Source organism: Moraxella sp. ZY210820, assembly GCF_030674635.1.
GTDB lineage: Bacteria > Pseudomonadota > Gammaproteobacteria > Pseudomonadales > Moraxellaceae > Acinetobacter.
This window is the reverse complement of record NZ_CP089978.1, coordinates 2,174,474-2,187,215: the sequence shown is the minus strand read 5'-3', so window position 1 is coordinate 2,187,215 and position 12,742 is coordinate 2,174,474. Positions and strand designations below refer to the sequence as shown.

Genomic DNA, 12,742 nt, shown 5'->3' with positions numbered 1-12,742 from the left:
TTCAAGGCTAAAATTTAGGCTTGATTTTGTGCAGCTAATTGTTGCATATTTTCTTGGAATTGTGCATCAAAATCGATAGGTGTTAAAAGTAATTGTGGGAAACTGCCTTTAACTACTAAATCATTGATAGCTTCACGTAAGAACGGGAATAAAATATTAGGAATATAAGCCCCTAATAAATAAGGTAAACGTTCTTCTTCAGCATTATCAATTAAGAAAATACCTGCTTGTGTTACATCAGCAATAAATGCAGTTGAATTATCATTTTTTGCTTCAACAACGGCTTTAAGTGTAACTTCAAAATGTGTTGGGCTCACTTGTTCTGCGGTAGAACTCATTTTGATATCAAGTTCTGGATTCCATTGTTTAGTAAATACTTCAGCACTTGGTAATTCAAAAGATGCATCTTTGATATAAATACGTTCTAATGCAAGAGCAAGTTGTTTCTCTTGTTCACTCATGGGATTCATTCCTATCAATATGGTTTTACAATCAAATCACTAGCTTATTAAGCTAATAAAGCATCGAGTTTGCCTTCACGGTCTAAGGCATGAATATCATCACAACCACCAACAAATTGGTCATTAATAAAAATTTGTGGTACTGTACGAGAACCTGTACGTTGTGTTAATTCAGCACGAACTTCAGGAGCGTGTTGTGATAAATCGATGTTTTCATAGTTTACGCCTTTACTGTCAAGTAATGCTTTAGCACGCATACAATAAGGGCAGGTTGGGGTGGTGTAAATAACAACTTTTGCAGACATTTTGGTATCCTCATTTAAAATTAAATTAACAATTATTTTTTCGCTTTGACTAATGGTAAACCATCGGCTTTCCACTGGGTAATACCGCCATCTAAACGATAGCTATCGGCATAACCGACTTGTGCTAAAGCACTACCCGCCACATGACCTAAGTTACAAACAAATACCAATGGACGTTCAGCTGTTTTTAACTCATCAATATGTTTACTTAATTGGCTATATGGAATATTACGACTACCACTGATATGTCCATCACGAAAATCTTTGTTATCTCGTAGGTCAATAACCATAGCGTTTTTAGATTTCATCAAAACCCCAAGTGAGTGTGATGAAATTTTACGTCCACTACGTTGCATTTCCATAAACCAATAGGCAGTAATTAATGCAAAAAAAACACCAAATAAGATGGGATGATTGCCCATAAATTGAAACCAACGTTCCACAGCTCACCTAAATCTATTTAAATATCAATCATAAAAAATAATGCTATAGTATAAACAATATTAATTGGGTTATATAGCCCTAATTACAAGGTCATGACAAATTTTTTACATCATTTGTGATGGTTTAGCGTATTTATTCCAAATATAAAAGGTGGTTTATTCATAAACCACCTTTAATGAATAATTGTTAATTATTCATTAACTTGCGATTTTAATTGCTCATTGAGCTTTTCCCATTCTTTAGTTTCTTTTTTCGATGGTTCACCTAAAATATTTAACGCATGACGCAAACGCGCAAAAGTTAAATCAGGACCAATCGTTACCATCGATTGCATCACAGGCGTTGAACTGGTCGAACCTGCAATTGCAATAAAGAATGTTGGCATAAAATCACGCAATTTAATGCCCATTTGATTGGCTAAATCCATCAAGGTTTTACTCACTGTGTCATTATTCCAAGTGAATAAACTTTCTAAACGCCAAATCGCAAATTGTAAACTTTGACGCACTTGTTCAGGCGTGAGTTTTTTCGATTCAAATTGTTCCGCAGTAATATTTGGCATATGATTAAAATAAAATGCCGACCAATTCACTGCTTCTGATAATAAATTGATACGTGGTTGAATTGCGGTAACAATATCTAATAATTTATCACGAGAACCTTGCCAAGATAATAAGGTATTTAGCAAATCATTCGGCGACATATTTTTGATATATTGACCATTCAGCCAATGTAATTTTTCAACATCAAAAATTGGACCGCCCAATGAAACACGTTGAATATCAAAATGTTCAATCATGTCATTTAAACTAAAAATTTCACGTTCATCAGGCATTGACCAACCCATACGCCCTAAATAATTTAATAAGGCTTCAGGCAATACACCAATATCTTTATAATAATTGATAGATGTTGGGTTTTTACGTTTTGATAATTTTGATTTATCAGGATTACGCAATAATGGCATATGACATAAAATCGGCATTTGCCAACCAAAATATTGATACAAAAGCTGATGTTTTGGTGCTGACGGAATCCATTCTTCACCACGAATAACGTGAGTAATTTCCATCAAATGATCATCCACCACATTGGCAAGATGATAAGTCGGTAAGCCATCAGTTTTTAGTAAAATTTGCATATCCACTTGCGACCAAGGAATTTCCACTTCTCCACGCAACATATCATTGAATTTACACACACCTTCAGTTGGCACTTTCATACGAATCACGTGCGGTTCGCCATTGGCAAGACGTTGTTTGACTTCATCTTCTGATAACAATAAACCACGTCCATCATATTTTGGTGTTTCGCCACGAGCCTGTTGTTCGGCACGCATTTGGTCTAATTCTTCTGCAGTGGCAAAACAGTAAAAGGCGTGTCCTTTTTCGACCAATTCAAGGGCATATTTTTTATAAATATCCATACGTTCAGATTGACGATATGGGGCGTGTTTACCGCCAATATCAGGACCTTCCGACCAGTTTAAACCAAGCCAACGCAATGAATCTAAAATCATTTTTTCACTTTCAGGCGTTGAACGCAGTTGGTCAGTATCTTCAATACGCAAAATAAATTCACCGCCATGTTGTTTGGCGAAACATAAATTAAATAAGGCAATATACGCTGTGCCAACGTGTGGAAAACCTGTTGGACTTGGGGCAATACGAGTACGAACGGTCATAAAATATTCTTCAAAATGGTTTAAAAATTTAAGATATTATAGACCTTTAGAGAAATACTGACAAATGAAAAAGCGTAAAATTACTGAAATACGTTTAAATTTTAAATTATGGATGTTGCACTAATTTTACCGCTAAAATATGCTTACATAACCCACGTTGATTTTGATGTTTTGCATACCATTGGCAAGTACATTTTGATTCATTACCTCTGATAACAACTGTATGTTCAACATCAGTACCTTTGACTTTAGCAACCACTTCATCGTGTGTTCGGCTGATGATGTGGATATTTTCATCGCTGATGAGTTTTTTGGCATTTTTTAAACGTGGATTGAGCGATAATATCTTTTCCATTTTAAAAGGCAAACGGCGATAATAATATTGACGTTGATATAAATCAAAACCTAATAATCCCATTGCTGATAATGTTGCCGTTAAACTTTCGGTACTGTTAAAATCAATTTGATGTTCTATCGATAATAAAGTTGGATTAAAAGTTTCATTGCTTTTTAATAGATGATTAAACGCATAAATATATTCAGTCGGTAATTCGGCGGTCATTTTCTCCAAAATATTCCCTTCGCCAGAAAAACCACGATTATTTTCAGGAGATAAGGCAAAGGTAAATCGCATATTGTTCATATAAAGTTGTACTGCCATACTTTCCGATTGTTCATTTTGGAAAAAGACCATTTCCTCAATATAAGGCAATAACATTTCTAATAATCTTAAACGTTCAATACCGCCAATTTTAATACTATTTGCTGAATAAATTGGCGTAAACATAACACGATTAGCACGCATTAACAAATACATATTGGTATTTTTTGATTTTGGTAATGATGCAAAAAATTGCATGACTTGTAATTTATTTAAACGGAAAATTTCGTCCATTTCCGATAAATAAACTTGCACGCTGGTTAAACCTTTAATCCAACGGTCAGGTAATTTCACTTTTTTCTCTTGAACATTACCTTGTTTGGTGCTGATATTCACTTCTTTATCACCCACGCCAATCATCATTAATTCACTTTTTTTCACCGCATTTAAAGCGTTAATCATTGGTTCATTAAAATCAACATTGGTCGTGCCATGTGCAATAAATTCACCGTCCATCGCATCAGATAATATATCTAAACGAGCATATACACCATTGCATGATGAAAATCCTTCAAAACGTAATTCATTTTGCCCTGCGGTAATAATCGGGTCTAATAATCGCACAGGAATTGGGGCAAAACTTGACCGAACCACTTTACTAAGACATAATAATGCCTTAGCAGTTAAAACTGGGGCTTTCATTTCTCCCCAAAAGAAACAGGGAATATTAGCCAACTCTTCAATTTCTGTGTGGTGCGATAATACCAACTCTTGAAATGATGGTTTTTTAATGAGACGGCTAGATGTTGAATAGCTAAAATCTAAAATATCAGACATAATATATTCCTATACATTAAAACTGCTTTACAATTTCCCAATTTTCCCCACAATGGTTTTAATGGAATTAGAAATTTCCAACCATTGTTGTAATTTATCGATGACGTTTTTATCTGATTTTTTATTTAAGCTGGATAATAACAGATAATAAATTTCCAAATACTTTTTAAAATTGGTTGGTAATTTATCTTTAAACTCAATCTGCACGATAGTTTTTTCAATCACATCTAACACAACTTTTTGATAAATCGACTCATATTGCGATAACTGTGTTATACATTCCACATATCGGCTAAATGGTGCGGAAAAATGTTGAATCCATTGACTGCTATGTTGTGCAAACATATTTGGGTCGAGTTTAAAATGTGAAATTGCAAAAATAATCGCATCAATACCCGCCAATCTGACAGCTTTATCTTTGGCAAATAAACACGCCACCAAAATAAATTGGGTATAAGCATTATATGGATAATCTTCTGACATTAAGCGTTCAAGTATCGGCAAGGTATATTTATCAAACGCATATTCATCAGAAAAGGTATAACTTGCCAAATATTTATCATAATCTGTTTGATTGAGTGGTGTTAAAAATTTTGGCAATAATATCATCGAAGTATAATAACTATCTAAATAAATATTTCTATTGATATAATGACCACATTGGCGATAAATATCGCTAGTATGAGCTAATCTAAAATACTCTTTCACTTTAAATCGAATTTCATAATGCCCCGTTTCTTCGACAATTTGTTTACGATTTTTGTAATCATAATCGTAATTGATAATCGGTTTATACTCATAATCTGAACCAGTTGCATGATTATCAATCACTCTATCAAAATATCGAGCATCATGATGCTGATAATCGAACTCAATATTTAAATGGTGTGTTTTCGCAATGGTTGCAAACACGCCACGCCAACCTTGATAATGGCTCTTTTTATGACTACCATCAAATGCTTTGACGGTATTTTCAATGGCTTTTTTAGCTTTATCCAATAATCCTTTGGCGATATTTTGATTATGACTCATATCAGCGAGTTTATTTTCACGTTCAATAATATTCGCATTGAGTTTATCAATCTGTTCTTGACTACGTTCTACCCCCATTAGTTGCATTTGCTGAATTGATGGTACAGTTTCTGTGATTTTAATTAAACCAAAAGCAAACTTTAAACTCTCTACAATCAACTCATTTTTAATTTCAGATAATAATTCAATCGCAGGTTCAATATCCACTCGTGGCATACGAGCAAGAGCAATCGCATAATCGGTTAAATCAATCTCAATATTGGCATTTTGATAAGCGATTAAGCGTTCAACCAATGTTTTTGGCTGAATAAATGCAGGAAAATGCGTTGGTGTGGATAATAACGGCAAAGTTTGATTTTGTTGATTTAACGCAATAAATTTATTAACTAATTCATAATAAGAAAACATAAATTTAAAGTCATTAAAACTAAAATTAGTTTTCTCATCTTTATTTTGGAAAATCTCGTTAATAAATTCATTTTTAAATAGGCAGAATAAGCCATGATTAAACCATTGATGACGATATTTACTTAAAACACTTTGCAGTTGTTCGATATAATCGCTTGGAAATTGTTGATTGGCTTTTAACTGTAACCAGCTTGCCATAAATATTTCAAAATCGATCGGATTGTTAGAATATTCCAACTGCCCAAAATTAAATAAAATATCATTAAATTCTGAATATAAATTTATCTTTTTATCATCAGCAAAATAATCAAGACGTACCATAGGGTCATAATGATAAGTCATATCTGACAATAAATTTTGTATAATATGCTCTGTCTTTGACTCATTTATCTCATCTTGTGTTTGATAAAGTGGTGCTAATAAAGCTTTAATATCATTCGGTAAACTATCAAATAATGTTTCAATATGGCTAATTAAATTGTCCCAATCATCGCCCAATGTATCTTGATTGGCATATTTGACCAATAATTTAGCTGCTTTTTCTTGTAAAGATAAATCATTGATAAATAATACATGACATAATGATGGATAAATCAAAGTCATGTGTTGCGGATGAGTTTTTAAGATTTTATCAAATTGCGTTAAAAGGCTTTTAATTGAGTTTTTAAATTCGCCATTCATCATCATTGGTGCAATAAAGGTCATAAACTCTGCAAAATTAAACGCTTGATGATGAATCAATGGTTTTAAGCTATCAAGGGCAAAATTGACAGTTGGTTTTAATTCGTGTTGCAACAACATAAATAAACTGTCTTGTAAATTTAATAGCTCTTGTTCTGTTGGATTTAAGGCTTTAAATAAATCTTTATAAAACTTTTTGGTGGTTTGTTTCCAAAAATTCGATTGAATTTCGATACATTTTTGTAATACCCAATCACGCTCTAATTGACCTTGTTCAATAAATTTAGGGAGTAAATAGAGCCAATTCCCGCCATGTTCTGTAACATATTGCCAAGTTGATGATTTATATTCTTTTGGAATATTTAATCCATGTATATAATCCCATGAAATATTGGTTTCATATTCAAATAAACTCTTTAAATCACGACTTGGAATATCTAATCCTAAAAATTGTTCACGATATTCATCTAAGTTAAGTTTATATTCCCAGTTTAGGGTTTTAGGTAAACTACTCACGGCTAAGCCACTGGCAAAAGATTGAGCATGATAATCAATTAAATCATGGGTTTCTAATTTGTGTAATATCCAATAGTCCACACCACCCAAATCTTGTTTAATACTCTCAGCAAAATACGCATTAAATAACTCTTTAAATTCAAAATGTTTAATGATATCAAAAACCATTTGATAGCTATTATTTTTATAATCTTTTATGGTATAAAATTTAGGGTCATCCATATAACGTAAAACTGAAATAAAACAATCAAACCAACGTCCGTTAAAATCACTGGCTGATAATAAACCGAGTGCTAAACAAAATAGCATACGTTCATGATTGGCATCGCCACGTCTTCCCCAATCACTTTTACCTGTTGGGTTTAAATCTTGCCAATCCAAATAATAATGACGAGCTTTATTTAAACGCTTTTTAAGCTCGCTGACATTGCCATTTTTGTGAGCAGTTAAAAAAGGTACAACTTGATTTAAATCGCCATTTTTAATGATTTCATCAAATTCTGCAAAAATAGCGGTTTTGTCAGTATTATTTTTTTGATTTGGCTTGCTTGTCGATGGCTGAACAGGCGTACCATCTTCGCTATAACCTTTGGCTTTTTTCGCTTTAATGAGTTTATCGGCATCTTTTTGGCACGCGGTTTCATCATCAAAAGTTTTGGTTTTGCTTTGTCCAGTCGTGCCAATTTTACCAAAAGTAACCGTGTGTGAGCATCCATCAACGTGAATCTGCCAAAATTTAGCAGAAGTGCCATCAACATAGGTCAAATAAGTGCTCATGATATGCTCCTAATTCGTGGGTGTTTTAGAATATTTTTTAACTGTATCATAGATTAAAATGCTTGTATAGAATATTTTTTGTTTAAATATTATACATATAATAGACGAGTAAGATTTTTTTTGTTAGCATAATGGTAATAAATCACGGAGAATACATCATGATTATCGAACTTGCCCCCCACCTTGAACAAATTGCGATAAAAAAAGCTCAACAGTATAATATGCGTACTGAAGATTTTATTAACAAATTGGTAGAAAGCAATTTGGTTAATGACGTACCATTTAACTATGATTTAGAGCGTATGAAAAAAGCAGTTGAAGCTCCTGCTGTGCGTGTACCTGACTTCGATACAGATGAAGAGTTTTTAGCGTGGCTCAATGCTTTAAATAAAAAAGACTTTACGGAGCAAGTATAATGCACGTCTTTTTTGGTGAATTATTTGCTCAACAAATCATTAATTTTCCGATTGCTGACCAATTAAAAATTCGTCAATTCGAAAAACACGTCAAACAATTTGGCTTAACCAATCTTAAAGGGCGTAATAAATCATCAGACAACGTCCCAACTGAAGACCCAAATTGGCGAGATAAAGTGGCGTATGCTCAAAAATACCAATTATGGCATTATCATATCGGCATTCCTGATTATTCTCTTGCAAATAATGGTGATTTAGTGAGTGAATATTTATTACATTATGTATTAGGTGATGGTTTTATTAAAATCGTGGATTTATCACCACATCCACCATTTGTCTTACCAAATATTGATTATTTAAAATAATAACTAAAAAATCAATAAGGTGGAAAGAATCCACCTTATTTTTATATTACAAGATGAATTACGCTGTAATGAGTTGCGTTAATTCATCAATATAATTTTGCATCGGTAAGGTTTTATCTGATTGACGGGTTTCAATATTTAAACGCAATAATGGTTCAGTATTAGATGCACGCACATTAAAACGCCAATGCCCAAAATCTAAACTAATGCCATCAGTTTCATCAATCTGCGGGCGTTTACGTTTATAGTGGCTTAAAATGCGTTGAATAGTCGCTTGTGTATCCGCCACTTTAAAATTAATTTCACCACTGCATGGGAATTTTGCAATCATTTCTTCGACTAAGCTGGATAATGTTTGCCCAGTTTCTGATAATAACATCACCACTAATAGCCATGGAATCATACCGCTATCACAATAAGCAAAATCACGGAAATAGTGATGAGCTGACATTTCTCCGCCATAAATCGCATTTTGTTCACGCATCATTTCTTTAATAAATGAATGCCCAGATTTTGACTGTACCGCTTGCCCATCATAACGTTGTACTACATCAAGCGTATTCCACACTAAACGTGGGTCATGTACGATTTTTTCGTCTTGTTTTTGTAATAAAAACGCCTGTGCCAATAAACCAACAATATAATAGCCTTCGATAAATTGCCCTTTTTCGTCAAATAGGAAACAACGGTCAAAATCGCCGTCCCATGCAATGCCCATATCCGCTTGATGCTCTAAAACAGCATTGGCAGTACTGGCACGATTTTCGACCAAAATCGGATTAGGAATACCATTTGGGAAATTGCCGTCTGCCTCATGGTGAATTTTGATAAATTCAACAGGCACGTTCAATTGTTTAAAACGATATTCGATTTCATCAATAACATGACCTGCCGAGCCATTGCCCGCATTGACCACCAATTTTAATGGACGGATTTTATTTGGTTTGATATAGCCCATTAAATGTTCAACATATTCCGCTAACATATTGATGTGTTTGGTTGTGCCTTTTTCATCAACCTGTGTAAAATCAGCACTTTCTGCTAAGGCTTGAATCTCTTTTAAACCTGTCTCACTGCTAATTGGGCGAGCCATTTCACGTACCAATTTCATGCCGTTATAATCCATAGGATTATGGCTTGCCGTGATTTCAATACCACCTTGTACATTCAAATGAAATGACGCAAAATACACTTCTTCCGTGCCTGTCATGCCTAAATCATACACATTCACACCTGCATCATTTAGTCCTTGAATGGTGGCTTTCTTCAAACCTTCACTGCTTAAACGGACATCGCAACCCACTACAACAGTTTTTGGTTGATAAATCTGTCCATAGGCACGTCCAATACGATAAGCAATGTCTTCATTGAGTTCTGTACCAAGTTGTCCACGAATGTCGTAGGCTTTAAAGCAAGTATATTGTGCAGGGCTAAAAACCTGTTTAAAAGATGGATTCATGATGATTAAACCTAAATATTTATATGGCTTTAGTATAACCGATTTCATGTTAAAATAGCGTGCAATAATCATGATATTTTTTGTGAACATTTGATGAATATTGAAACTCACCCATTAACCCCATTTTTACCGCAGAATGCTCGCTTTTTATTATTAGGTAGTTTTCCACCGCCGAAACAGCGTTGGAAGATGGATTTTTATTATCCGAATTATAATAATGATATGTGGCGAATTATGGGTTTGATCTTTTATGGGGATAAAGATTATTTTATTGATATTCAAAACAAAAAATTTAAACAGTATGAAATTCAACAATTTTTACAGCAACAAGGTATTGCCATTAGTGATACAGTCTATCAGGCTATTCGTTTAAAAGATAATGCATCTGATCAATTTTTACAAGTGGTGCAAGAACAAGATATTGCTCAACTTTTAGCACAGCTTCCGAATTGTCAGCATATTTTAACGACTGGCGAAAAGGCAACTAAAACTTTACTGTATCATTATGGTCAGCATGGGGAAAATAAAGATGTGATATTACCAAAAATTGGACAATTCGTTGATGTATTGATTAATCATAAAACAATAAAATTACATCGTTTACCATCATCATCACGGGCGTATCCTTTGGCATTAGAGCAAAAAGCAAGTTATTATCAAGCGGTGTTAAAATTATAAATATAAAAAAGCCATTAAAATATAATATCTTAATGGCTTTGGCATTCAAAAAAATTAAATTATTTTACACGATTCCATGTTTGGTTACGACCTGCTAAAGAAATTCCTACATAAGCACGTAATGACAATTTATTACCTTGTAGTGTACCTTTTAAGCGATAAGAACTACCAGTTTTAGGGTCAATAATGGTTCCACCTTCATAAACACCAGCTGAAACTTCTTTTAAGTTTTGGACAACAGGAACATTAATTAATTGTTTGTTCTTGTATGGACCTGTACATGTTGTACAGCTTTTACCTTGTGCAGCATCATACATACTTTGAATTTTGCCAGTATAAGTGCCATTAGGTTGTTTAGAAAAGATGATAATGGCTTTTGGTTTACCTGTTTTGTCATCAATCGTTTGCCAACGAGTATTATCAAGATTAGCAAAGGTTGCTGTACTTAAACCAAGCAAAGCACCTAAAAGGAATAATTTTTTCATGGGTTTGTATCCTGTGTTTAGTGAAAGGGAGATATTACATTTTAGAGTAATCTCACTATTTTTCTAATATGACTGAATTTTGTTTAAATTGCAAGTATTTATTTTGTATTTCTCTGTAATATTTGTACTCAATGATGAAGATATTTTAGAGTAAAGATTCTTTAAAATAAATACAGAAATGCACAATATCATTGATTAATCTTTGCTATAATGTTTAAAATGAATATTGAAAAAGAGTAACTTATGAGTCGTCAATTATCAACTGTTGAAATTAAAAAACTACGTGCGATTGGTCATCATCTAAATCCTGTGGTGATGTTAGGTAGCAATGGCTTAACCGATGCGGTTTTAGAAGAAACAGAACGTGCCTTAAATGACCACGAATTAATTAAAATTAAAGTAGCAGGCGAAGATCGTGAATTACGCCAGCATATGATTGAACAATTAGCAGAAGAAACGCAAGCTCATGTTGTGCAAAAAATTGGTAAAATGGCACTATTGTATCGTAAAGCGGTAGAGCAGAATCAAAACTTATCAAATATTGTGCGTTTTGCACATTTAAGTCATTAAGTTCATTTCATCATTAAGGAGAATTTTATGCGTGTTTTAGTAATAATGGACGATATTGCAAAAGTGAATTTGAAAAAAGATTCAACGATGGCAATGTTGTGGGCAGCACAACGCCGTGGACATGAATTAGGCTATGCTTTGCAACAAGATTTGTTTTTAAATCAGGGTAAGGCATTTGGGCAAATTTCGAATTTACAAGTTTTTGAAAATAATCAAGATTATTATCAGTTAGGCGAAAAGCGTATCGAATCTTTAGCGGATTATGATGTCATTTTAATGCGTAAAGACCCGCCATTTGATATGAATTTTATTTATACCACCTATATTTTGGAACAGGCGGAGCGTGAAGGGGCATGGGTTGTCAATAAGCCACAATCATTGCGTGATTGTAATGAAAAATTATTTGCGACTCAGTTTCCACATTTGCAAGTACCAACTTTAGTAACATCACAAGCCAATTTGATTCGTGAATTTATCGCTGAGTATAAAGATGTGATTGTCAAACCGCTTGATGGTATGGGAGGAATGGGCATTTTCCGTCTTTATCATGATGGGGTGAATATTGGTTCGACCTTAGAGGTTTTAACACAAAATGGTACGCAACCAATTATGGCACAACGTTATATTCCTGAAATTGTTGATGGTGATAAGCGTATTCTGATGATTAATGGCGAACCAGCACCATATTGTTTAGCTCGTATTCCACAGCAAGGCGATATTCGTGGTAATTTGGCGGCAGGTGGTCGTGGTGAAGCTCGTCCATTAACGGAAAAAGATAAAGCGATTGCTCAAGAAGTCGGACCTTTCTTAAAAGAGAAAGGCTTGATTTTTGTTGGTTTAGATGTGATTGGTGAATATGTTACCGAAATCAATGTAACTAGCCCAACTTGTATCCGTGAAATTGATGCTCAATTTGGTACATCATTGGCTGATGATTTATTTGATGTGTTGGAACAAGGAATTAATCAGCGTTCTTAAATAGATGTTTGAAATAATTTGTTACAGATTGAATGATATTCTCTT

General features: G+C 33.7%; 13 protein-coding genes. 5 read left to right on the top strand and 8 right to left on the bottom strand.

Features of this window, described 5'->3' with window-relative positions:
• Window positions 1-14: 14 nt before the first annotated feature.
• From secB to LU301_RS10925, 6 genes are all read right to left on the bottom strand, one after another.
• Window positions 15-461: a protein-export chaperone SecB gene (gene secB / locus LU301_RS10950; protein ID WP_305270746.1), complete on the bottom strand. Its 447-nt coding sequence runs from the start codon at window positions 459-461 to the stop codon at window positions 15-17.
• 47 nt (window positions 462-508) lie between these two features.
• Window positions 509-766 (bottom strand): glutaredoxin 3, encoded by a 258-nt coding sequence (gene grxC, locus LU301_RS10945; protein ID WP_305270743.1) that lies wholly within the window; start codon window positions 764-766, stop codon window positions 509-511.
• A gap of 32 nt (window positions 767-798) precedes the next feature.
• Window positions 799-1,209 carry a rhodanese-like domain-containing protein gene (locus LU301_RS10940; RefSeq protein ID WP_305270741.1) on the bottom strand — a complete coding sequence of 137 codons (411 nt, stop codon included), beginning with the start codon at window positions 1,207-1,209 and terminating at the stop codon, window positions 799-801.
• 191 nt (window positions 1,210-1,400) lie between these two features.
• Window positions 1,401-2,894 carry a glutamate--tRNA ligase gene (gltX, locus tag LU301_RS10935; RefSeq protein WP_305270739.1) on the bottom strand — a complete coding sequence of 498 codons (1,494 nt, stop codon included), beginning with the start codon at window positions 2,892-2,894 and terminating at the stop codon, window positions 1,401-1,403.
• A gap of 106 nt (window positions 2,895-3,000) precedes the next feature.
• Window positions 3,001-4,332: an SWIM zinc finger family protein gene (locus LU301_RS10930; RefSeq protein ID WP_305270737.1), complete on the bottom strand. Its 1,332-nt coding sequence runs from the start codon at window positions 4,330-4,332 to the stop codon at window positions 3,001-3,003.
• Window positions 4,333-4,359: 27 nt separating this feature from the next.
• The gene (locus LU301_RS10925) at window positions 4,360-7,746 is read right to left on the bottom strand and encodes a DUF6493 family protein (RefSeq protein WP_305270735.1); all 3,387 of its coding nucleotides are present in this window, start codon (window positions 7,744-7,746) and stop codon (window positions 4,360-4,362) included.
• Window positions 7,747-7,904: 158 nt separating this feature from the next.
• On the opposite strand from LU301_RS10925, the gene LU301_RS10920 reads away from it, so the two are divergent.
• Both LU301_RS10920 and LU301_RS10915 read left to right on the top strand, forming a co-directional pair.
• Window positions 7,905-8,162, top strand: a complete 258-nt coding sequence (locus LU301_RS10920; RefSeq protein WP_305270733.1) for a hypothetical protein — start codon at window positions 7,905-7,907, stop codon at window positions 8,160-8,162.
• On the top strand, window positions 8,162-8,527 hold the full coding sequence (locus LU301_RS10915; protein ID WP_305270731.1) for a hypothetical protein: 366 nt from the start codon (window positions 8,162-8,164) through the stop codon (window positions 8,525-8,527). The genes LU301_RS10920 and LU301_RS10915 overlap by 1 nt, the downstream gene beginning before the upstream one ends.
• Window positions 8,528-8,585: 58 nt before the next feature.
• Here LU301_RS10915 and LU301_RS10910 read toward each other — a convergent pair whose 3' ends face one another.
• Window positions 8,586-9,986, bottom strand: coding sequence for a phosphohexomutase domain-containing protein (locus tag LU301_RS10910; protein WP_305270729.1), 1,401 nt, complete (start codon window positions 9,984-9,986; stop codon window positions 8,586-8,588).
• Between the two features lie 93 nt (window positions 9,987-10,079).
• Between LU301_RS10910 and LU301_RS10905 the strand changes: the two genes are divergently transcribed.
• The gene (locus tag LU301_RS10905) at window positions 10,080-10,664 is read left to right on the top strand and encodes a uracil-DNA glycosylase family protein (protein WP_305270726.1); all 585 of its coding nucleotides are present in this window, start codon (window positions 10,080-10,082) and stop codon (window positions 10,662-10,664) included.
• Window positions 10,665-10,723: 59 nt separating this feature from the next.
• Here LU301_RS10905 and LU301_RS10900 read toward each other — a convergent pair whose 3' ends face one another.
• Window positions 10,724-11,149: a DUF2147 domain-containing protein gene (locus LU301_RS10900; RefSeq protein WP_305270724.1), complete on the bottom strand. Its 426-nt coding sequence runs from the start codon at window positions 11,147-11,149 to the stop codon at window positions 10,724-10,726.
• A gap of 243 nt (window positions 11,150-11,392) precedes the next feature.
• Here LU301_RS10900 and yhbY point away from each other — a divergent pair, with 243 nt between their 5' ends.
• Complete coding sequence (yhbY, locus tag LU301_RS10895; protein ID WP_305270721.1) at window positions 11,393-11,719, top strand: ribosome assembly RNA-binding protein YhbY; 327 nt, start codon at window positions 11,393-11,395, stop codon at window positions 11,717-11,719.
• A gap of 27 nt (window positions 11,720-11,746) precedes the next feature.
• Window positions 11,747-12,697, top strand: a complete 951-nt coding sequence (gene gshB, locus LU301_RS10890) for a glutathione synthase (RefSeq protein WP_305270718.1) — start codon at window positions 11,747-11,749, stop codon at window positions 12,695-12,697.
• Window positions 12,698-12,742: the final 45 nt, after the last annotated feature.

What these genes read in the sequence shown, in the direction of transcription:
- LU301_RS10915 (WP_305270731.1), top strand. Translation starts at nt 8,162, where the DNA reads ATGCACGTCTTTTTTGGTGAATTATTTGCTCAACAAATCATTAATTTT.
- LU301_RS10930 (WP_305270737.1), bottom strand. Translation starts at nt 4,332, where the DNA reads ATGTCTGATATTTTAGATTTTAGCTATTCAACATCTAGCCGTCTCATT.
- LU301_RS10925 (WP_305270735.1), bottom strand. Translation starts at nt 7,746, where the DNA reads ATGAGCACTTATTTGACCTATGTTGATGGCACTTCTGCTAAATTTTGG.
- LU301_RS10900 (WP_305270724.1), bottom strand. Translation starts at nt 11,149, where the DNA reads ATGAAAAAATTATTCCTTTTAGGTGCTTTGCTTGGTTTAAGTACAGCA.
- LU301_RS10910 (WP_305270729.1), bottom strand. Translation starts at nt 9,986, where the DNA reads ATGAATCCATCTTTTAAACAGGTTTTTAGCCCTGCACAATATACTTGC.
- grxC (WP_305270743.1), bottom strand. Translation starts at nt 766, where the DNA reads ATGTCTGCAAAAGTTGTTATTTACACCACCCCAACCTGCCCTTATTGT.
- LU301_RS10905 (WP_305270726.1), top strand. Translation starts at nt 10,080, where the DNA reads ATGAATATTGAAACTCACCCATTAACCCCATTTTTACCGCAGAATGCT.
- gshB (WP_305270718.1), top strand. Translation starts at nt 11,747, where the DNA reads ATGCGTGTTTTAGTAATAATGGACGATATTGCAAAAGTGAATTTGAAA.
- secB (WP_305270746.1), bottom strand. Translation starts at nt 461, where the DNA reads ATGAGTGAACAAGAGAAACAACTTGCTCTTGCATTAGAACGTATTTAT.
- yhbY (WP_305270721.1), top strand. Translation starts at nt 11,393, where the DNA reads ATGAGTCGTCAATTATCAACTGTTGAAATTAAAAAACTACGTGCGATT.
- gltX (WP_305270739.1), bottom strand. Translation starts at nt 2,894, where the DNA reads ATGACCGTTCGTACTCGTATTGCCCCAAGTCCAACAGGTTTTCCACAC.
- LU301_RS10920 (WP_305270733.1), top strand. Translation starts at nt 7,905, where the DNA reads ATGATTATCGAACTTGCCCCCCACCTTGAACAAATTGCGATAAAAAAA.